Origin of the sequence: Pseudoalteromonas sp. PAR1, assembly GCF_947311895.1 — a bacterium.
Classification (GTDB): Bacteria; Pseudomonadota; Gammaproteobacteria; order Enterobacterales; family Alteromonadaceae; genus Pseudoalteromonas; species Pseudoalteromonas lipolytica_C.
The window spans coordinates 186344-208216 of the sequence record NZ_CAMZMY010000002.1; the positions used below are offsets into that span (position 1 = coordinate 186344).

Consider the following 21873-nt stretch of genomic DNA (forward strand, 5'->3'; position numbering starts at 1 on the left):
AGAGCTTAAGTCAATGACTTATTAAGCACCTTGCTGTGGATTCATGATGTCGTCGAATGCTTTTTCAACTTCAGTCACGTTTGCTTTAGCTAGGATAGCTTCAACTGCTTGCTCTTCCATCGCTACGTTACGCATTTGTTGCATAAGTTGATCATTTGACTTGTAGTATTCTACAACTTCAGTTGGATCTTCGTATGCAGAAGCTACAGTTGCGATTAACTCTTCAACTTTAGCGTCGTCAACTTTAAGCTCGTTCGCCTTGATAACTTCACCTAGTAATAGGCCAGTCTTAACGCGAGTTACAGCTTGCTCGTGGAATAATTCAGCTGGAAGCTCAGGCATGTTTTTAGCATCGCCACCAAAACGTTGTGCAGCTTGCTGACGTAGTGCATCAATTTCTTGATCAACTAGCGCTTTAGGCACTTCGATTTCGTTGTTAGCTAAAAGACCTTTGATAGCTTGGTCTTTAACGTTAGCTTTAACCGCTTGGTCAAGCTCACGTGTCATGTTCTTTTTAACTTCTTCTTTAAGAGCGTCAACACCGCCTTCAGCTACACCGAATTTAGTTGCGAACTCATCGTTAAGCTCAGGAAGCTCTTGAGTTTCAACTTTCTTAACAGTGATTGCGAAAGAAGCAGCTTTACCTTTAAGGTTTTCAGCATGGTACTCTTCAGGGAAAGTTACTTCAGCAACAACTTCTTCGCCCGCTTTTTTACCAACGATGTTGTCTTCAAAACCTGGGATCATACGACCTTGACCAAGTTCTAGTGGGAAGTCTTCAGCTTTACCGCCTTCAAACTCTTCACCGTCGATAGAACCAACGAAGTCGATAGTTACACGATCGTTCTCGCCTGCAGCTGCATCAACTTCAGCCCAAGAAGCGTGTTGCTTACGTAGAGTTTCTAGCATGTTAGCTAGGTCTTCGTCAGTTACAGATACTGCTGGTTTTTCAACAGCAATTTTATCTAAACCTTGGATTTCAACTTCCGGGTAAACTTCAAACGTTGCATCGAATTCTAAATCTTTACCAGCTTCTAATGCTTTAGGTGCGAAAGTTGGAGCACCCGCTGGGTTAATTTTTTCTGAAACGATTGCTTCGATGTAGTTGCGTTGCATTAATTCGCCAGCAACTTCTTGACGCACTGCTGCACCGTAACGCTTGTTGATGATAGACGCAGGTACTTTACCTGGGCGGAAACCATCGATACGCTGGGTTTTAGACAGTTGTTGTAAGCGTTTTTTAACTTCAGTCTCAACGTTCTCTGCAGGAACGGTGATGGTCAGACGGCGCTCAAGGCCTTGAGTCGTCTCAACAGAAACTTGCATGATTTACCTCAATCTTCAATTTTGGCGACTGTTCGCCTTCCTTACAAACAAGGTGATCTCCATGAGTGATAGCAAGTTTTAATGCTGAAAAATTCAACTTAAAACGGCGCATTGTAACCATGAGATACCATTGCTGCTTTGCCTCTATGGGCACTATGTTAAACAATAGACGCGGCATTATAACCTAATATTTATGATAGTCGAGTCTAGGGGGCAATTATTTGGCGTATATAGCAGCATTCAGCGTTTAAGTGCTGAAAAAACGAACGCAGTAAAATAACAAAGTTAAATTAGGCTGATTTAAAGGAGGTATTTAGATATTAAGAAGTGGTCGGCAATGCAGGATTTGAACCTGAGACTGAATTGGATATACCCAAACCAATCGTTCTTTGACCATAAATCTTTAAAAGTGGTCGGCGATGCAGGATTTGAACCTGCGACTGAATTGGATATACCCAAACCAATCGTTCTTTGACCATAAATCTTTAAAAGTGGTCGGCGATGCAGGATTTGAACCTGCGACTGAATTGGATATACCCAAACCAATCGTTCTTTGACCATAAATCTTTAAAAGTGGTCGGCGATGCAGGATTTGAACCTGCGACCCCTTGGACCCAAACCAAGTGCGCTACCAAACTGCGCTAATCGCCGATATCTTAAGTAAATTGGGGTGACTGATGGGGCTCGAACCCACGACAACCGGAATCACAATCCGGGGCTCTACCAACTGAGCTACAATCACCACGGCATTTACATATTTTCAAATGGCGCACCCGGAAGGATTCGAACCTTCGACCAACGCCTTAGAAGGGCGTTGCTCTATCCAGCTGAGCTACGGGCGCATCGAAAACTTCAAAAGTTTGCCTGTAAGCACCGCTTCTTAAAGAAGAAGTGGTCGGCGATGCAGGATTTGAACCTGCGACCCCTTGGACCCAAACCAAGTGCGCTACCAAACTGCGCTAATCGCCGATATCTTAAGTAAATTGGGGTGACTGATGGGGCTCGAACCCACGACAACCGGAATCACAATCCGGGGCTCTACCAACTGAGCTACAATCACCACGGCATTTACATATTTTCAAATGGCGCACCCGGAAGGATTCGAACCTTCGACCAACGCCTTAGAAGGGCGTTGCTCTATCCAGCTGAGCTACGGGCGCATCGAAAACTTCAAAAGTTTGCCTGTAAGCACCGCTTCTTAAAGAAGAAGTGGTCGGCGATGCAGGATTTGAACCTGCGACCCCTTGGACCCAAACCAAGTGCGCTACCAAACTGCGCTAATCGCCGATATCTTAAGTAAATTGGGGTGACTGATGGGGCTCGAACCCACGACAACCGGAATCACAATCCGGGGCTCTACCAACTGAGCTACAATCACCACGGCATTTACATATTTTCAAATGGCGCACCCGGAAGGATTCGAACCTTCGACCAACGCCTTAGAAGGGCGTTGCTCTATCCAGCTGAGCTACGGGCGCATCGAAAACTTCAAAAGTTTGCCTGTAAGCACCGCTTCTTAAAGAAGAAGTGGTCGGCGATGCAGGATTTGAACCTGCGACCCCTTGGACCCAAACCAAGTGCGCTACCAAACTGCGCTAATCGCCGATGCTTACTGTTGTTTGCGAGTGACCTCGTTAACAACGGGGTGCATAATAGTGATTTGGCCGTGTTAGGTCAAACTTTTTTTTAAGAAAATAATTCAATCGGTCACTTTTAGTTCATAATGGTTAAATATTGCAAATATAAGCTAAAATTTGAACTCTTTTTTATAAAGTATCGCTTTATATACAATTGCATCTTGGCGCTATGATGCTTTTCTGCGAAAATACACAACATTAATAAATATGATCAAACAAACACGATTTGTGTATCCACGCCCCCTTTATTGGATGATCATATTTTGATGTATCAGTATCAAGTTAACTAACCCCAATGAAAGGTCACCCATGACGGCAAACATCATCGATGGTAAAGCAATAGCTAAACAAGTACGCAGTAATGTAGCTGAACGTGTTGCAGAGCGTGTAGCAAACGGTTTACGTGCACCAGGACTAGCAGTAGTGTTAGTTGGTCAAGACCCAGCAAGCCAAGTCTACGTTGGCTCTAAGCGTAAAGCATGTGAAGAAGTCGGCTTTGTATCTAAGTCTTACGATTTACCTGGCGACACCACAGAACACGACTTACTTGCTTTAATTGACCAACTTAATGAAGACAAAGAAGTAGACGGTATCTTAGTGCAACTGCCTTTACCACAAGGCCTTGATGCTGAAAAAATTCTTGAGCGTATTACTCCTCATAAAGATGTTGATGGTTTCCACCCTTACAATATTGGTCGTTTAGCACAGCGTATGCCGGCACTTCGTCCTTGTACGCCAAAGGGGATCATCACCCTACTCGACTCTACAGGTGTTCGTTATAAAGGGATGCATGCAGTCGTTGTTGGTGCTTCTAACATTGTTGGTCGTCCTATGTCGCTTGAGCTTTTACTTGCTGGCTGTACAACAACGGTATGTCACAAGTTTACACAAGATTTAGAAACACATGTTCGCCGCGCTGATTTATTAGTGGTTGCGGTTGGTAAACCTGAATTTATTCCGGGTGACTGGGTGAAAGAAGGCGCTATTGTGATTGATGTAGGTATTAACCGTCTTGAATCAGGAAAGCTTGTTGGTGATGTTCAATATGATGTGGCTGAACAAAAAGCGCATTTCATTACACCTGTACCAGGTGGTGTTGGCCCGATGACTGTTGCAAGCTTAATTGAAAATACGCTTGAAGCATGTGAAAAATATCACAGCTAAGAAGAGCTGAATTATTGCAAAAGGCTGCCAATGGGCAGCCTTTTTTGCTTTTAAGTTTTTTGTAGTTTTAACTGCTTAAGCTTTAGCATCTGAGGTAGCACTGAAAATACAATCATCATAAACATCAATAGGTATTGCCAGTCTTGGTATTGTTCGTTTATGAGCAAAACAGCGCATACTATTCCCGCGATTGGGTTGGCAATGGTGCCAAATGAAAACTCAGCCACACTCATGCGCCCTAATAACCAAACATACAGAGTATAGGCAATGGCAGTATTGGGCACGATTAACCAAAATAGCGCAGAGTATTGCAGCGCTGAAATAGGCTCAAATACCACTTGGTATTGCTCTGGGTTTAGCAAACTTCCATCGACAAAAGCAGCTAGCAATAATATGCTGCCACCAATGATTAACTGCCAAGTAAGTACCACCCACCAATGTATGTGCACCGACAAACTTTGTACTAAGGTGCTACCAATCACAATAGTCAGTAAGGCCCCCAATAAAGCCGCTACTCCCAATACATTTAATGTGACGTAAGCTGGATCAAACAATAACCACGCCAGTACAACCAAGGCTATGGCGCAAAATGCTTGAACTCTTGCTGGACGCTGTCCTTTTACAATCCATGCATACAGCAAAGCGACAACCGGCACTGACACCATCCCCACCCCAGCAATAGCTGCAGGAAGATTCACCGCCATGATAAAAATAAAGGCAAAAAACAGCGCTATATTCACAGCACCTAAAGTCAATAAACTTGGCCACTGCGATCGAGTTGGTAAACTAGGCTTAAGTAATAAAAGTAATAATCCTGCAGGCAATGCGCGCAATGCACCTAATAATAATGGCGGCCAATCTGGAGTGGCATATTTAGTCACAGCATAGGTAGTACCCCATAAAAAAGCAGGGATCATGGCAAGTAAAATATTCAATGTCTGTCCTTGTTAGTGAAAAGTAGCGTAAAAATAAAACCTCAAGTAAGGTTTAGGTCAATAGCTATGCCCAGTTAAAAACAAAAAAGGTTGCCTCTCGGCAACCTTTTCAATTTGTAATATCTCGGTGGATACTTAAGCTTTACGCCATGTTGTTTTACCCGCAGAATCTTCGAGTACAACACCGAGTGCATTAAGTGCATCACGGGCTTCATCAGCAGCTGCCCAATCTTTGCTGGCACGAGCTTCGTTACGTTTTGCAATCAAGGCTTCGATGTGTGCGACTTCGTCATCAGCTTGGCCACCTTGTAGGAAGGCTTCTGGGTCTTGTTGTGCAACGCCTAATACCTCTGCAACACTGCGAAGTACATAAGCCAACTTACCAGCTTGTTCTGCATCGCTGTCTTTAACACGATTTAGTTCTTTCGCAAGCTCAAATAACACAGGTAGTGCTTCTGGCGTATTAAAGTCATCATCCATTGCTTTTCTGAATTTAGCCACGTATTCATTGCTGGCTAAATCACATTCGATTGGTGTCACCCCGCGCAGTGCGGTGTAAATACGCTCAAGTGACGAACGCGCTTGCTCTAAATTTTCTTGCGAATAGTTAAGTTGGCTACGGTAATGACCTGAAATTAAGAAGTAACGAACTGACTCAGCATCGTACTCTTTCAATACGTCACGCACGGTAAAGAAGTTGTTTAATGACTTAGACATCTTCTCTTTATTAACCTGTACCATACCTGTGTGGATCCACGTATTAACGTACTTGCCGTTATTTGCGCAGCATGACTGAGCAATTTCGTTTTCATGGTGTGGGAATTGTAAATCTGAACCACCACCGTGAATATCAAAATGCTCACCTAAATGCTTAGAGCTCATTGCCGAACATTCGATGTGCCATCCTGGACGACCCTCACCCCATGGTGATGACCACGAAGGCTCACCTGGCTTGGCTTTTTTCCATAGCACGAAATCAAGTGGATCTTGCTTATCTTGTGCAACTTCAACGCGTGAACCTGCTTGTAGCATGGTTAAGTCTTGTTGTGATAAAGCACCGTATTGCTCAAATGTAGAGACATCAAATAATACATCACCATCAGCTGCAATGTAGGCATGGCCTTTCGCAATTAAACGTTCAACCATAGCGATGATTTCATCCATATGGTTTGTTACGGTTGGCTCAACATCAGGACGCAACATATTTAAGCTGTCAAAGTCTTCATGCATTGCTTTAGTCATGCGAGTCGTTAAATCATTGATAGACTCGCCTTTTTCGTTAGCACGTTTGATAATTTTGTCGTCAACATCGGTGATGTTACGTACATATTTTAAATCGTAGCCGATGTGACGAAGGTAACGAACAATTACATCAAACCCTACAAATGTACGTGCATGACCGATATGGCAGTAATCATAAATGGTGATACCACACACATACATGTCGATTTTGCCATCAACAAGGGGTTTAAACTGCTCTTTTTGTCGCGTAAGTGTGTTGTAAATTTGTACCATTTATAAAATGTCCTTAACGGTGTTTCGAGATTCTCTATGTTAACACTTGCAAAGCCGCTGCTCTAGCGCTTTATCAATTGAATAAGCACTTTGTTAATCGTTTTAAACAAGCTCTTTGTTAATCAAAGACAACTACTATAAAATAGTGCCATTATTAAACCAGATATAGGAAACCTCATGGTTGTACTACACACAAACTTTGGTGACATCACCATCAAAATGCACGAAAACGATGCACCAAACACAGTTAAAAACTTCTTAGAGTATGCAAACTCTGGCTTTTACAACGGCACTATCTTTCACCGTGTAATTGATGGTTTTATGGTACAAGGCGGTGGCTTTGAGCCAGGTATGGTTCAAAAAGAAGTAAACAACCCTATCGAAAATGAAGCAAACAATGGCCTTGCAAATAAAGTAGGCACATTAGCAATGGCGCGCACGCCGGATCCACATTCAGCAACTGCGCAGTTTTTCATTAACGTTAACGACAATGACTTCTTAAACTTCAGCAGTGAAACTTCACAAGGCTGGGGCTACTGCGTGTTTGCAGAAGTTGTTGAAGGTATGGACGTGGTAAACAAAATCAAAGGTGTTGCAACTGGCAGCGCAGGTTTCCACCAAGACGTACCACTTGAAGATGTAATTATCGAAAAAGTAACGGTTAGCTAATTTAATCGTTTAGTACTTTTTTAAGCGGGCCTTTGCCCGCTTTTTTGCGAGTAACCATGAAACAAAGTTATTTTATTGCCGACCTCCACTTAACAGAAAACCGCCCAGACATCACTGCGGCATTTTTTGATTTTCTTGATAGCAAGATTATTAATGATGACGTTGATGCCCTGTATATTTTAGGTGACTTTTTTGAAGTATGGGTAGGTGATGACTATCAAACTGACCTTTCAGTGAGCGTTGCCACACGTTTAAGCCAGGTAAGTGAAAGTGGTACTAAGGTGTTTTTTATTCATGGTAACCGCGATTTCATTATGCGTGAAGGCTATGCCAAAAGCGCGAGTATGACTTTATTACCCGAACAAGTTGTTATTGATTTATACGGCACCCCAACGGTTATCCTGCATGGTGATGAAATGTGCACCCAAGATGTTGAATATCAAAAGTTTCGCAAAAAAAGCCGTGGTTGGTGGTGGCCAAAATTAATGCTTGCTATGCCGCTTTGGTATCGCAAGAAGATTGCTCGCAACGCCCGCGAAAAATCAAAACAAAGCCAAGCTGGTAAAACATTAGAGATTTTAGATGTGACCGAAGATGCGGTTTTAGCCATGTTTGAAAAGCATCAGGTTACTAATATGATCCACGGTCATACTCACCGCCCTAATGTGCATCACTATAAGCAAAATGGAAAAACACTAACCCGCACTGTACTGGGTGACTGGTATGAGCAAGGTTCATACTTAAGAGCTACTCCAGAGCAGCAAAAACTAGTCCACACGCCCTTTAAATAAGCAATTTTTTAACTATGCTTTAACCAGTATTGTCAAAAAATGCATTATCTATGATGAGTCGGTTAAGCCTTTTATGTTGTTGTTTACTAATTAGCTTTTCAATCAATTGCCAAACTTGGCAATTGGTCACAGAGCCGTTTCCTCCTTATTTTATTGATGAGCCAAATAAGCCGGGCTGGCTGCACGAAGTCATCATCGCAGCACTGAAAACACAAAAACATCAAGCCACTATTGAATACACACATTGGGCTCGCGCGCTAAAGCTTGCCAAGCGCCATAAACGTGTCGCAGTGCTAGGTGCTTTTTATACAAAGCAAAGAGCGAGAGATTTTACATATTCACCTTCATTAGCAACCGCACATACAGTGTTATTCAAGCGTGTTGATAGCAAAATAACTTACACTGGCTCTTTGTATTCATTAAAGCCATATACAATCAGTAAAGGTGAAGACTATGTGGTAAGTGAGCAATTTGAGCACCACCCAAACCTTAGCGTGACAACCACAGGTAGCTTGATTGAGAGCTTGTTGCTATTAAAGCATGGTCGTGTTGATTTAGTTGCAGGCACAAAAGAAGTTGCCTTGTATTGGCTCGATAATAGCGAACGCCTACAGCAAGCAAAGCAAACAGAGTTAGAAATAGTTACCCCCTATCTTGCTACTCAACACTTACATGTGATTACTGATAAAAATCACCCTCAGGCTGAGCTTTTTCAGCAAAGTTTATCTTTAGGTCTTAAAGCAATTACGGCGTCAGGCAAGCTTTTAGAGATACTGAAGCATTATAAACTGAATGAAAAAGAAATTAGTCACATTACGCAACTATATGAAAAAACCTATGCTAACTAATTTTGTTCTTTTTCAAGCCTGGCAAGGTTATCTTAAACTTGGTTGCTATTCCTTCAGGTAGGTCTTTGCTTGCAACTAGCTGGATTTTTCCGTTAAGAACACTCGTAACCCATTCATGCACAAGATACAAACCTAACCCTGTATGACCATGGTTTCTAGATGTAGTCACGAAGGGGTCAAATAAGTTACTACGCAAAGAGTTATCAATCCCACAACCATTATCAGAAACGCTAATACAAAGGTCACCTTGTTGATTTAAATGTACATGCAATTGAATTTGTTTGTTATCAACCTCGTCAAAGGCGTGAGAAATTGCATTAACGATTAAACTCTCGATAACCTGAGAGATAATCCCAGGGCGACTAATAATGTCTTTTTTGACATCGATTTTAGTTTCTATGGTTACTTTTGAGGCTTTAAAGCGAGATTTTAAACCCAGTAGAAGATCATGGATGACTTTTTCGATATTAAAGCTAACAAGTTGATCATTCGAGCGATCATGGGCCATTTCTTTAAAGCTTTTCACATGAGCGATCGCTTTATCTAAATTTACTTTTGAGAGCGACAAATTATCGGCAATACGTTCAACACTCGTTTCTAAAAACTGTTTTGTGAACCCTTGGTCAATTTTATCTTTGAGTTGTTGATTAATTAATTGCGCATTTGATAGTGAAATAGCAGCACCACCCAATGGTGTATTCATTTCGTGGGCCACACCTGCCACCATTAAACCGAGTGATGACAACCTTTGTGCTTCAATAAGCTCACCCTGTAATTGATGCTGCTGTTTTATGTAACGTTGTAATTTAGTATTGGCTGCTAACAGCTCCTGCTGCTCGTGCTCTAAGTGTGCTCTGGCTTTAATAATCTGACGTTGGTCACGATAACTGCGTTTCAGATATAAGCCAGAAATTGATATCAAGCTTACAGCACATGCAAAAGCAATAAAAAAAGACCATAAAACAATCTCGTTTTGCACCGAATCATCAGCCTTTACCAGTACAATAATATCGTTTGTACCATTTGCGCTATTATTACCTAAGGTCATTTTTAAAAAGCTAGTTGCATGACTATGCGATGCAATAAGATCCTGAGATTTTGGCAGCTGGGTGATGACTTGCCATAATTGGCTATCTTCTTTACCGAGTGTCAGCATCGGCTGATCCAGCATAAACCCCCACTCTTTATCTTTGCGTGGATGTAACAACCAATAACCTTCACCATTAATTAATTGTATTTGTGCTTGCATGGTACTGAGTGACTTTATTTGCTGCAGAGTTTTCGACAGGTCAAAATTGACAACAATTAACCCGTTTAGAATAAAGCTATCGCTTATGGTTCGATAAGATGCTCTTAATGTTGGTTCATGTGGTGTAACAACTGCGCCGCGCTCGACATTTAAATCTATTGGCGTGATATAAACGTCCCCCTTACTGTGCTCCATCCCCTCGGTAAAATAATAACGACTACTTTTATTTTGTAGCTGTTGTTTTGGTACTAGCTCTGCTTGTCCTGCCTTAAAGTTAACACGGTACTTTTCTTGGCCTTCACTATCTAACCAACGAATTTGAGAAATGTTTTCTGCGGCTAAACCAAAGTTCACAAAATGGGTTTGTATTTGTTGCTCAAGTAATTCGTTTTCATCACTTTGCTTTAATATGTCATCGGCCACCAGCAACTTAACCACTTTTCGCACATCGCCAAGCTCTCTGCTTAAGGTGTTATGAGCGGCAAGTAAGGTGTTATCTTGCAAAAGCGTGATACTACTTTTTTGTATTTGATACTGGATCACATAAACCATCAAGCTAATTAATAAGCTAACAGCAACCATCACCATAAATTTAAAAAGTAGACTTTTTTTCAGTGACTTATATTGGCTTGTTACTTCTACCATAATAGTTAATTATACCTGCCCTTTAGCCACTGCAATGCATCATCATAAAACATGGGTTTTGCGTAATAGTAGCCCTGCCCTATGTAACACCCAGCTTCAATAAGCCAGTTGTGTTCAGCTTCTGTTTCAATGCCCTCAGCTGTTACTTCAAAGCCGAATTTTTCTGCCAGCAACATTATCATTTCGATAATGTGTTGGTTAGATTTTGACTCTTGAATATCGGTTACAAAGCAGCGATCTATTTTTATTATCTGCGCAGGAATTTCGCTAATATGGGCAAGTGACGAATAGCCAGTACCAAAATCATCAATACTAATTTTTATACCCAAGCCCGCAAAACGACATAAACATGTATTGATCTTTTCATAGTTAAAAATCGCTTGAGTCTCTGTTACTTCAAGCTCAAGTAACGAAGGTGAAATGCCATACTCCTCAATGCGTGCTGCAACCTCAACAAAGTAATCATCGGCTAACAAATCAAACGTCGATGCATTAAACGCGATTGGCAAACTAACGCCCTGCTCTGCAAATTGCTTAATCGTCTGCATTATTTTATCGAAAATAAGTTTGTCTAACTCACTGATAAGCCCTGCAGTTTCGGCAAGTGCAATAAACTCATCGGGTCTGACAAATGTTCCATCATCTCTTTGCCATCGCGCCAATGCTTCAAAACCAATCACTTCATCTGTGGTTAAATTAATCTTAGGCTGTAGGGCTACTTGAAGTTCTTTGTTGCGAATTGCAGTGCGCAACTCTTGCATAAGCTCATAGCGCCGGGTGATTGCTTTGGTATTATCTAACGTATAATAGAGAAGCTCAGCTCTTTGTGAGTTTTCATCATTAAGAGTAGACTCTGCTAAATTGAATATTTGCTCTGCGTTATGATCTTCAAAGGCGATTAGCTGCATAACTAAAATACGCACATCTAAAAACTGTTTTACCCCATCAATTTCAAAAGATTGACGTTTTAAAGAGTCAATAATACTTTCATCTTCAAATGCATGGCTTGACACTAAAACACCTAAACAATCACTTTTAAAAACAGCGATACGAGGGTGATATGGCGCTAAGGCTTGCAAAATATTCTCGCGCATTTTTAGATGTGTTTTTTTACAAAATTCATAGCCAAACCGAAAAGATTTTTCGTCAAACTGAAGTATCTCAAACACCACTAACTGAGTTTCTGCTTGTTCGTATTTGTTCATATTATCGATTTCGCGCTGGAGCCAGTTCCTGTTGGGCATGTTTAGCGTTATATCGGTGTAAGCAAGCTCAGTAAGCCGGTTCATCAGTGCAATATTCGAAAAGCCTGTACTGACATTTTCACTAAATACCTTTAGTAAAAATACATTATGCTCGTCGATGGGAACATCTGATTTAACAATCGTGATGTAATAGCTAATATCAACGTCTGCGGTATCAAAATAAAAAACACTGTAATGCTCAGAAAACACATGCTCTTTTTTATCTCTGGCTGAAATAAACGATTCCTGTGCTTCTTCACTGAGCACATCTGTGCTGAGCTCTTTACCATCAAGCCCTCTATAGCAGCCGATACTAGTTATAACTTTGGGGTGTTTATCAAAGTGCATTTCATTGCCAACGCATAATACGCCGCCTCCCTTAGATAGGTGCAAAATTTTACCTATTTCATCTAGCACCGCGTGAGAAAACGCACGTATATCGTGTTTACTATTAATGCTTCTTGCTGCATCGAGCACTAGCTGCAGTCCTTGTTTAGCACTTGAGATTTGCGAAATGTATTGATACGTACGAAGATGGCTACTAACGATAGATTTAAGCTTATCTACCGTCATATCTGACTTATTCCAGTATTCGTCAATATCAAGCGATTGCATTACTTGTGGTTCAGGAGCAAAGCTTGGTTGTCCTGTTAATAGCACTATGCGTATATCGTTATTGCCTAAAACGTGGCGAATGGTATTTACAAGCCTTAGGCCTGAATCATCTTCTTCCATTACCACATCAAGAAATACAATAGCGATATCTTTATGGCGCGATAAAACAGACGATGCCTCTGACACTGAATTTGCCGTTAATACCTCAAGAGACTCATTGTTATCTAGAGATATGGCATTAAAACTGTTTAGTAATGCTTGTTGGTAGTTTAAGTCATCTTCAACCGTTAAAACTTTCCATGTTTTTTGGGCATACGATTGTTCAGAAGCATCTTCTTTAAACTCGAAAGGCACATTAGAATCACGCATGACTTCTCCTTTTAACAACTTATGATTCTATTTTACGAATGTTAATAGCAACCTAGGTCAAAGGTAGTGCAAGATTTTAAAAGGTACAAATTATTTACTAAAACAATAAATGAATAAGCATTAGAAAAGTAATGAGAATTAGCTAATTTGGATAGGGGTAAAACCCACTAAACTTGGCAAGATAAATGAACTAGAGCGCCAAACAGGCGCTCTGATTTAATATATTATGCAGGCACACCGCTGTGAAATTTAAAGTCTTCATCTGGGGTTGAAATAAGCTCAGCTTCAAGTTGACCAAAAAATTCAACACGCTCAGTAATATCAAACTCACTGATTTCTTGCGCAAGGGTTAGATAATCTTGATAATGGCGCGCTTCAGAGCGCAGGAGTGAGATATAAAAATCACCTAAACGCTTATCAACATGCGGGGCTAATTTAGCAAAACGCTCACAAGAGCGGGCTTCGATGTAAGCACCGATAATTAACTTATCAACTAAAGCATCTGGCTCGTAAGTTTTTACATGGCGAAGCATGCCTTTAGCATAACGACACGGAGTAATACTTTTATATTCAATGCCGTACTCATCCATGATCTCCAACACTTGATAGAAGTGGTGCAGCTCTTCTTTAATAAGCATGACCATTTTATCAATGAGATCTTGCCCATATGGAGAGTTTGATTTTGGGATCATCGACTTAGTCAGCTTGTTTTTATCTGCAAGCTCTCGCCAATCACCTTCACGCTTGTAAATAAGTGTCTCAAAAGGCTTCAACCATTCAAGTAAAGCGTCGCTACTTTCTTTATCAACGGCATATTTGCGAATTAAGAACATCGCGCTTTGCGCCGCTTTTAACTCACAAATAAGGTGATCGATTAAAACTATATCTAAGTTTTCTTTTTTGGTTGCCGCAGCAATCCACTCATCAGGCGTTTCGCACTTTAAAAAAGCATGAATTGGCGCTAACAAATCAGAATAAGGCACTGAATAACTTCTCATCAAAAATCTTGGTTTGATTTTACCACATAATTAAGCCTGCATTCCATGACCCATATCAGTGCAAAGTAATTTCCTATATGCACTAAAGAGTTACATTCAATCGACTGTTTCGATTATTTCAGCTTCTTGACAAGATTTAATTACTGAACCATAACTTAATCAAAGCTGTACAAAAATAAAACAGCTACTATTCCTTTTTTACAGGGGCAACAATTATGATTTTAAACCACTTATGGGGCTTATACGCCCATCCACTCGAAGAATGGCAAACGATTGATAATCGCCATGAGAGTTTGCGCTATAGCCTATCTCATATCCTATTAATTGCATGTATCCCTTCAATTATGGGCTACTATTCGTCGGTTCACTTAGGATGGAGTATTGGTTCTGGTGAAGCTGTATTTTTAACCCATGATAGTGCATTGATGATCGCAGTAGCGATGTATTTTGCACTCATAGTAGGCGTATTTGCGCTTGCTTATCTAGCTCATTGGATGGCAGTAACATTTGGTGCTAAACCCACTTTCACACAAACCCTAGAACTTGCCGCTTATACAGCAACGCCAGTGTTTATGTCGTCATTTGCAGCATTTTTGCCAGAGCTTTGGTTTGTAGTGTGTGTTGGCTTAGTTGCACTTGCCTATTCTGTTTACCTACTTTACACAGGCGTGCCTATTCTCATGCACATTCCTGAGGAAAGAGGTTTTATTTATGCAAGCTCGGTCGTTACTTGCGGGCTTATTCTGTTAGTAATTATTTTAGCTGCAACAGCTATACTCTGGACAAACGGTATTGTTCACCCCATGTTTACTTGATCTCATTATTATTTCCTTTCTTTCCAAAACAAAAAAGGAGCTGTAAAGCTCCTTTTTTATCATCTTGAAAACAGTGACTAGTCAGCGCTATTTTCTTCTTGATTATGAAGTTCTAAACCCGCAGACATAGCATTTTCACGCGTTGATTTTGCTGAATCGTTACGTAAACGGTCAATGTGGTTTAGGTACTCTTGATCAATATCGCCGGTGATGTACTGGCCATCAAATACAGACGTTTCGAAACGAGTGATTTCAGGGTTCTCTTGGCTAACCGCCGCAATCAAGTCATCTAGCGATTGATAGATAAGACCATCCGCACCAATGCTAGCATTGATATCTTCAACTTCACGACCATGAGCAATTAACTCTGCAGCCGATGGCATGTCGATACCATACACGTTCGGGAAACGAATCTCAGGCGCAGCTGAAGCGAAGTAAACGTTCTTTGCACCTGACTCACGAGCCATCTCAACGATTTGTGCTGACGTTGTACCACGAACAATTGAGTCATCAACAAGTAATACGTTTTTACCTTTGAACTCACGGTCAATAGCATTCAGTTTTTGACGAACTGATTTCTTACGCATCTCTTGACCAGGCATGATGAAAGTACGGCCAATGTAACGGTTTTTAACAAAACCTTGGCGGTATGGCAAGTTAAGAGCTGAGGCAATCTCAAGTGCTACATCACATGATGTTTCAGGAATTGGAATAACAACGTCGATGTCTTTGTCGGCCCATTCGCGAGCGATTTTTTCACCTAACTTAGTACCCATGTTTACACGCGTTGCATAAACAGACATACGGTCAATTGTTGAATCTGGGCGCGCAAAGTAAACAAACTCGAAGATACATGGTGAGTAAGTAGCTTTTTCTGCACACGCTTGCGAGAAAAACTGACCGTCTTCAGTAACGTAAATTGCTTCACCTGGCGCAACATCACGCACAAACTCAAAACCATCAGTTTTTAATGCAACGCTTTCAGATGCAAACATATATTCAGTGCCATTTGCAGTTTCACGCTTACCAAAAACTAATGGACGAATACCGTTAGGGTCACGAAAAGCAACAATACCGTGGCCAATGATCATTGCAATTGTTGCATAACCACCTGTCACTTTGTTATTAACTTCGGTTACCGCGGTGAAAATATCTTCTGCATCTAACTTAAGCTTATTTGACTTACTTAACTCATGCGCCACGATATTAAGTAAGATTTCAGAGTCTGATGTTGTATTAACATGACGGCGAGCTTCTGAAAATAATTGCTGCTTTAATGCTTCTGCATTTGTTAAGTTACCATTGTGCGCAAGCGCAATACCAAATGGCGAGTTAACATAGAAAGGTTGCGCCTCAGACGAGCTAGATGAACCAGCTGTCGGATAGCGTACATGGCCAATACCAATAGTGCCTTGCAGACGTTTCATATGACGGGTATGAAACACATCTTTCACTAGGCCATTGGCTTTGCGTAAGCTAAACGTGTTGTTTTCAATGGTAATGATGCCCGCTGCATCTTGACCACGGTGTTGCAAAACAGTTAAGCCGTCATATAACGCCTGATTAACAGGAGAAGTGCCGACTATGCCAACGATACCACACATTAAATTTATCCTCGCCGATTAACGGTTTACCGAATTTAAAAAGCTTGAGTTGTTTTCGAGGTACGAAAAGAACCACTCAACAACAAAGCCAAATTCTGGAATCAAAATAGAGTTGCCCCACCAATGCGTATTTGGTGCACCGGTAAAAGCATCAAGAAAGAAAAGTAACGCGCTCACGACCAACACGCCACGAAGAGCACCAAACACAATGCCAAAAACACGGTCTGTGCCAGATAAACCAGTACGCTGTACAAGTTCACCTAAAATATAGTTTAGTAAACCACCCAACAGGAGTGTCGCAAAAAATAATATGGCAATTGCGGCTGCATTTCTTAAAAGGGGTTCTGAAATACTTGTTAGGAAGGATGCTAAATATTGGTAAAACAAACTAGAGATGATAAATGCGCCAGCCCACACCGCTAAAGACATTGCTTCTTTTATAAAGCCACGTATTAAACCGATGATAGTGGATAGTGCAATAATGCCAAGTATGGCGTAATCAACCCAGATCATAAGAACCAACTAGTCGTTAATTTGGGGCGCATTCTATACCCAAACCACCTGTAGATGCAAGAATTCAGCATGAGATAAAACGTATTTAGGCAAGGCATTGATTGTAGGTAATGGTGTACCCATTAGCAAAATCAATAACGCAGAATAAATACGTTTTAGCCATGCCCTTCGGGCGCTTCACAGAGCTTCCACTACTGTGTTGTGGCAACTTGAAAGGTACCTACATTCCTGTATTGCCACGCCGTGTATTGAAAGCCCTGTGATAGCGCTGAATCATGGATCTACAGGTGGTTTGGGTATAAGAACCACCTGTAGATGCAAGAATTCAGCATGAGATAAAACGTATTTAGGCAAGGCATTGATTGTAGGTAATGGTGTACCCATTAGCAAAATCAATAACGCAGAATAAATACGTTTTAGCCATGCCCTTCGGGCGCTTCACAGAGCTTCCACTACTGTGTTGTGGCAACTTGAAAGGTACCTACATTCCTGTATTGCCACGCCGTGTATTGAAAGCCCTGTGATAGCGCTGAATCATGGATCTACAGGTGGTTTGGGTATAAGAACCACCTGTAGATGCAAGAATTCAGCATGAGATAAAACGTATTTAGGCAAGGCATTGATTGTAGGTAATGGTGTACCCATTAGCAAAATCAATAACGCAGAATAAATACGTTTTAGCCATGCCCTTCGGGCGCTTCAAAGTTAAATCACTTTGTAATTTCAAACTGAGTAACTTTACCATTTAACTTGGTTAACTGCTTTAACTCAGGAAGCTTACTCTCTAACTCTTTCTTGTTAAGTGAAGGACCTACAAAGACTTTTGTCAGTGTGCCGTTCGGGGTTTTTATCGGGCGCGTGAAAGTTTTGAAACCATTCGCTTTTAGTTTTTCTTGAAGCGATTTCACATTAGGTGCATGAGAAAAACTCCCCAATTGAATAACATACGCCATTTTGGTGAGGTTTTCTTCTGGCTTACGGGTTGGCTCAGGAGTATTAGCGACCGGCTTTGCAGGCTCTTGCACTGCAACTTTTGGCTCAGCTTGATTAATCACAGGCTCATCTATTGATGCTTCAATCATTTTCGGGGCATCGCTAAATGATTGCTGTTCTGTTGCCGTTAACTCGGCATCATTAGCTTTAACATCTTCAACAGCAACTTCGGCGGGTTGCTCAGCTGATGCCACTTTATTGTCTATAGCTTGTTGTAAGTCAATCGTGGTGAACTCAGGGCGGTCAGGGATCGCTTTAAAGTTTTCTGCATGATGAACTTTCTCTCCGTCCAAAATATTTGGAATGAAGACAATAGCCGCTACAACCACAATGGTGGTTCCTACTAAGCGATTAATAAACCCTGCGTTCACCGATTTCCTCTCTATTCTTTAAAGTAATTGATAGCAGCAGCCACAGTTATAAATGACCCAAACACAATCAATAAGGTGCTTTTATCTAGCTTTGGTAACATTGCATCTAATGCAGCTTCAACACTCTTATAATGGGTGCTAGGCGCTGTTGATGGCGTTTCTGCTAATGCGCTGGCAAGGTTTTCGACGGTATCTCCGCGAAAACAGTCTAAACTCGCCAACGACCATTCATCAACTACATCGGCCACAGCCGACATAGCAGCCACTTTATCTTTATCTGCAAGCATAGCGACTAATGCATGAATTTTAAACCCTTGATCTTTATACACGCTTAATTTACGTGCTAAATAACGAGCCGACTCTGGGTTATGAGCTACATCAGTAAAAATAAGTGGTTGCTCACTTAGCTGCTGAAAGCGACCTTCAACCGTTAAGTTTGCTAAACAGTCTCTTACTTGTTGTTCATTTGGTAATAAATCAAGCTTACTAAGTAGAGTCAATGCTGTGGCAGCATTTTGACAAGGGATCGCAGGTTTAGCTAAACGCCAGTCATTGGCTTTGTATTGCCAATTAAAGCCTTCACTGTCTTCTGTAAATTTAAAGTCGCGACCTGATAACACCATATCGGCGTTAATTTCATTACCGTAATCAGTTACTGTGTGTGGAATAGCTAAATCGCCAACGATTGCGGGCGTATTGGTACGGAAAATACCGGCTTTATCATACCCAACAAGTTCACGAGTATCACCTAGGTATTCTTTATGGTCTAAATCTATGGTGGTGATCACACAAGCATATGGATTGACTATATTAGTAGCATCATAACGACCACCTAGACCCACTTCTAAGAGTACATAATCAACCGCATGGCGTTTAAAAATAGCTAAAGCGCCCAGTGTTCCGTATTCAAAATAAGTCAGTGGTGTGTCACCTCGGCCTTTTTCGAGCATATCGAAAGCATCAACATGGTATTGATCATCAAGCTCTTGGCCATTAATACGCACGCGTTCGTTGTAACGAATAAGATGCGGAGAAGCATAAGTCCCGACACTAAAACCTTGTGCAAGCAGTAAGCTTTCTAAGCAACGAGCTGTCGTTCCTTTACCATTCGTACCTGCAATAAGGATTATTTTGCTTGATGTATCGAGTAAGCCGACTTGGTTTGCCACACGGTCTACGCGCTCAAGACCCATTTCGATATTGGCTGGATGTACACTTTCTAAATAACAAAGCCAATCATCAAGGCTTGATGATTGGCTAGGAAGGATTTCTGTCATAGCGTTTAATCAGTTAAGCTGAAATTTACGCTACTCTATGCTCTTGTTCAGTAGAAGGCAAGTTCATAAATTTCGCTAAGATACGTGCAAGGGTGTCACGCATTTCACGGCGGTCAACAATCATGTCGATTGCACCATGCTCTAGCAAGAATTCACTGCGTTGGAAACCTTCTGGTAGCGTTTCACGTACTGTTTGCTCGATTACGCGAGGACCCGCAAAACCAATTAATGCTTTAGGCTCTGCAACGTTCACATCACCAAGCATTGCCAGCGATGCAGATACACCACCCATTGTTGGATCAGTTAATACTGAAATAAACGGTAAACCTTTTTCGCTCATCTTTGCAAGCGCAGCACTTGTTTTAGCCATTTGCATTAATGACATAAGGGCTTCTTGCATACGTGCACCACCCGATGCAGAAAAACAAATAAGTGGCATATCATGCTCTAAGCATTGGTCAACAGCTTCAACAAAACGTGCACCTACTACTGACGCCATTGAACCACCCATAAATGAGAATTCAAATGCAACAGCAGCAACAGGAATGCCTTTTAAACGGCCTTTCATTGCAACAAGTGCGTCTTTTTCACCACTTGCTTTTTGTGCTTGGGTGATGCGGTCAGAGTATTTTTTAGAATCTTTAAACTTTAATACGTCTTTTGGTTCGTGTTCAGCACCAATTTCGTGACGATCAGCATCATCTAAAAAGTTTTCTAAACGTTTACGGCCACTTAAGCGCATGTGATGATCACACTTAGGACATACGTTGAGTGCTTTTTCTAATTCTGCTTTGTATAAAATTGAATCACAGTCTGTACACTTAGCCCAAACCCCTTCAGGGATTTCTTTACGACCTGATGATTTAGTCGTTTTAGGTAAGATTTTTTCTAACCAACTCATTTGCAACTCTCTTAAATGCTGTTCTGTGTCGCAGTCTGTTTAATCAAGTATGCTCGATGCACTACTTCTAGTAATTAAACAGACAGATTTTTTCAATTAAAACATGAATTACCCGTAGACGATATAAAAAACTGGTCTTAGTAGTGCAGCACTTTCAGTTAACTATCTGAATCAGGTAAAAACAGAGGTCCTAATGGTGTTTTAGGAATACCAAAGTGTTCAGGGTAATCCACATCCACTAAGTAAAGACCAGCAGCCTTTGCTGTGGCACTTGCCTTAGCGCGTTCTTTTAAATCAAGTAATTCTTTTAACCAGACTGGTTCATGTTTATGCAGACCAATATCCATCAAACAGCCAGTAATATTTCGTACCATATGATGTAAAAATGCATTCGCTTTAATATCAATTATCACATAGTCACCTTGGCGTTTTACCGACAAATGGTGAATCGTACGATTTGCTGTATTCGCTTGGCAATGCAGTGCCCTAAAAGAGGTAAAGTCATGCTCACCAATTAAATACTGACAGGCTTCTTGCATTTTAGTTTCATCGAGTGGGTGATGAAAATGCGTCACCCCTTCGCTCATGATTGCACCGCGATAGGTGTAATTATAAATAACGTAACGATAGCGACGAGCTGTGGCGCTAAAACGAGCATGAAAATCTTCACTGACAGGCTCGGCAAACCGAATAGAAATATCTTTCGGTAACAGGGTATTCATGCCCATTGTGAATGCAACCATTTCACGTTCTGCATGAGTGTCAAAGTGAACCACTTGCCCTGTGCCGTGAACACCAGCATCAGTGCGGCCAGCACATACGATTTCGACTGGGTGATTACAAATCCGCGACAACGCCGTTTCTACTTCTTGCTGTACGCTATTGACATGTGATTGACGTTGCCAACCACTGTAACGGGCGCCGTTGTACTCTACTCCAAGTGCTACTCGCATAATGATCTATTTACCTACTGTGCTAAATGACAGGGCATTTTATGCGATCTGCTCGCGCAATAAAAGCACCCTTGTACTTCACCCTGTTAGCACGATTAGTTTTTAATCGTCCTCAACGTTGTCTAAGCCCTTGGTACCTTCTTTAGCGCGAAGTTTGTGATGAATAGCTGACTTAATCAACATGTAACCACTGATAGGTGCGGTGATCAGTAAGAAAATTGAAATTAGGATCTCTTTAACGCTCACTCCATCATGGTGATAGCTAAAATACACCATTGCAGCGATAAGTAATGATGCCATTCCTAAAGTAGTGGCTTTAGTTGGCCCATGTAAACGCATAAAAAAGTCTGGCATTTTCACTAAGCCAATCGAACCAATCAAAATAAAGCAACCACCAATTAACAGTAAGATTGATACAATCCATTCACTCATTATTTGTTA

Annotated in this window: 18 protein-coding genes and 10 tRNA genes; 5 read left to right on the top strand and 23 right to left on the bottom strand. The window is 41.2% G+C overall.

Features of this window, described 5'->3' with window-relative positions; translation table 11 throughout:
• Positions 1–21 precede the first annotated feature (21 nt).
• From tig to QL229_RS02375, 11 genes are all read right to left on the bottom strand, one after another.
• A complete protein-coding gene (tig, locus tag QL229_RS02325) occupies positions 22–1326 on the bottom strand; it encodes a trigger factor (RefSeq protein ID WP_135923982.1) in 1305 nt (434 codons plus the stop codon).
• Between the two features lie 574 nt (positions 1327–1900).
• Positions 1901–1977, bottom strand: a tRNA-Pro gene (locus tag QL229_RS02330).
• Positions 1978–1992: 15 nt separating this feature from the next.
• A tRNA-His gene (locus QL229_RS02335) sits at positions 1993–2068 on the bottom strand.
• Positions 2069–2091: 23 nt separating this feature from the next.
• Positions 2092–2168, bottom strand: a tRNA-Arg gene (locus tag QL229_RS02340).
• Positions 2169–2218: 50 nt separating this feature from the next.
• Positions 2219–2295, bottom strand: a tRNA-Pro gene (locus QL229_RS02345).
• Positions 2296–2310: 15 nt separating this feature from the next.
• A tRNA-His gene (locus QL229_RS02350) sits at positions 2311–2386 on the bottom strand.
• A 23-nt stretch (positions 2387–2409) separates the two neighbouring features.
• Positions 2410–2486 (bottom strand) — tRNA-Arg (locus tag QL229_RS02355).
• Positions 2487–2536: 50 nt separating this feature from the next.
• Positions 2537–2613: transfer RNA gene (locus QL229_RS02360), tRNA-Pro, on the bottom strand.
• Between the two features lie 15 nt (positions 2614–2628).
• Positions 2629–2704, bottom strand: a tRNA-His gene (locus QL229_RS02365).
• A gap of 23 nt (positions 2705–2727) precedes the next feature.
• Positions 2728–2804 (bottom strand) — tRNA-Arg (locus QL229_RS02370).
• Between the two features lie 50 nt (positions 2805–2854).
• Positions 2855–2931 (bottom strand) — tRNA-Pro (locus QL229_RS02375).
• A 341-nt stretch (positions 2932–3272) separates the two neighbouring features.
• Here QL229_RS02375 and folD point away from each other — a divergent pair.
• Positions 3273–4127, top strand: coding sequence for a bifunctional methylenetetrahydrofolate dehydrogenase/methenyltetrahydrofolate cyclohydrolase FolD (gene folD, locus QL229_RS02380; protein WP_135923981.1), 855 nt, complete (start codon positions 3273–3275; stop codon positions 4125–4127).
• A gap of 50 nt (positions 4128–4177) precedes the next feature.
• Here folD and QL229_RS02385 read toward each other — a convergent pair whose 3' ends face one another.
• Entirely contained in the window at positions 4178–5062 is an 885-nt protein-coding gene (locus tag QL229_RS02385; RefSeq protein WP_138558163.1) for an EamA family transporter, read from the bottom strand.
• 135 nt (positions 5063–5197) lie between these two features.
• Positions 5198–6577, bottom strand: coding sequence for a cysteine--tRNA ligase (gene cysS / locus QL229_RS02390; RefSeq protein WP_138558164.1), 1380 nt, complete (start codon positions 6575–6577; stop codon positions 5198–5200).
• Positions 6578–6754: 177 nt separating this feature from the next.
• Here cysS and ppiB point away from each other — a divergent pair, with 177 nt between their 5' ends.
• From ppiB to QL229_RS02405, 3 genes are read left to right on the top strand one after another with little or no spacing between them, the layout of a single operon-like run.
• Entirely contained in the window at positions 6755–7246 is a 492-nt protein-coding gene (gene ppiB, locus QL229_RS02395; protein ID WP_135923978.1) for a peptidylprolyl isomerase B, read from the top strand.
• 56 nt (positions 7247–7302) lie between these two features.
• A complete protein-coding gene (locus tag QL229_RS02400; protein ID WP_138558165.1) occupies positions 7303–8037 on the top strand; it encodes a UDP-2,3-diacylglucosamine diphosphatase in 735 nt (244 codons plus the stop codon).
• Between the two features lie 50 nt (positions 8038–8087).
• The gene (locus QL229_RS02405) at positions 8088–8885 is read left to right on the top strand and encodes a transporter substrate-binding domain-containing protein (protein ID WP_138558166.1); all 798 of its coding nucleotides are present in this window, start codon (positions 8088–8090) and stop codon (positions 8883–8885) included.
• Here the strand turns inward: QL229_RS02405 and QL229_RS02410 are convergent.
• The 3 genes from QL229_RS02410 to miaE all read right to left on the bottom strand — a co-directional run bounded on the left by QL229_RS02410 (position 8878) and on the right by miaE (position 13990).
• Entirely contained in the window at positions 8878–10779 is a 1902-nt protein-coding gene (locus QL229_RS02410) for an ATP-binding protein (protein ID WP_138558167.1), read from the bottom strand. The genes QL229_RS02405 and QL229_RS02410 overlap by 8 nt on opposite strands.
• A 5-nt stretch (positions 10780–10784) precedes the next feature.
• A complete protein-coding gene (locus QL229_RS02415) occupies positions 10785–13007 on the bottom strand; it encodes an EAL domain-containing protein (protein ID WP_138558168.1) in 2223 nt (740 codons plus the stop codon).
• 224 nt (positions 13008–13231) lie between these two features.
• Complete coding sequence (gene miaE, locus QL229_RS02420; protein WP_135926255.1) at positions 13232–13990, bottom strand: tRNA isopentenyl-2-thiomethyl-A-37 hydroxylase MiaE; 759 nt, start codon at positions 13988–13990, stop codon at positions 13232–13234.
• Between the two features lie 230 nt (positions 13991–14220).
• Here miaE and QL229_RS02425 point away from each other — a divergent pair, with 230 nt between their 5' ends.
• A complete protein-coding gene (locus tag QL229_RS02425) occupies positions 14221–14820 on the top strand; it encodes a Yip1 family protein (RefSeq protein ID WP_135923973.1) in 600 nt (199 codons plus the stop codon).
• Between the two features lie 77 nt (positions 14821–14897).
• Here the strand turns inward: QL229_RS02425 and purF are convergent, their stop codons facing one another.
• The 7 genes from purF to QL229_RS02460 form a co-directional block, all read right to left on the bottom strand.
• Positions 14898–16424, bottom strand: coding sequence for an amidophosphoribosyltransferase (gene purF, locus QL229_RS02430; protein ID WP_135923972.1), 1527 nt, complete (start codon positions 16422–16424; stop codon positions 14898–14900).
• A gap of 18 nt (positions 16425–16442) precedes the next feature.
• Entirely contained in the window at positions 16443–16937 is a 495-nt protein-coding gene (locus tag QL229_RS02435; protein WP_135923971.1) for a CvpA family protein, read from the bottom strand.
• Positions 16938–17647: 710 nt separating this feature from the next.
• Positions 17648–18301 carry an SPOR domain-containing protein gene (locus QL229_RS02440; RefSeq protein WP_138557819.1) on the bottom strand — a complete coding sequence of 218 codons (654 nt, stop codon included), beginning with the start codon at positions 18299–18301 and terminating at the stop codon, positions 17648–17650.
• Between the two features lie 11 nt (positions 18302–18312).
• Positions 18313–19578 carry a bifunctional tetrahydrofolate synthase/dihydrofolate synthase gene (gene folC, locus QL229_RS02445; RefSeq protein ID WP_138557818.1) on the bottom strand — a complete coding sequence of 422 codons (1266 nt, stop codon included), beginning with the start codon at positions 19576–19578 and terminating at the stop codon, positions 18313–18315.
• A 25-nt stretch (positions 19579–19603) separates the two neighbouring features.
• On the bottom strand, positions 19604–20479 hold the full coding sequence (accD, locus tag QL229_RS02450) for an acetyl-CoA carboxylase, carboxyltransferase subunit beta (protein WP_135923968.1): 876 nt from the start codon (positions 20477–20479) through the stop codon (positions 19604–19606).
• A 158-nt stretch (positions 20480–20637) separates the two neighbouring features.
• Entirely contained in the window at positions 20638–21432 is a 795-nt protein-coding gene (gene truA, locus QL229_RS02455; RefSeq protein ID WP_135923967.1) for a tRNA pseudouridine(38-40) synthase TruA, read from the bottom strand.
• Between the two features lie 102 nt (positions 21433–21534).
• Positions 21535–21867, bottom strand: coding sequence for a Na+/H+ antiporter subunit G (locus tag QL229_RS02460; protein WP_135923966.1), 333 nt, complete (start codon positions 21865–21867; stop codon positions 21535–21537).
• Positions 21868–21873 lie beyond the last annotated feature (6 nt).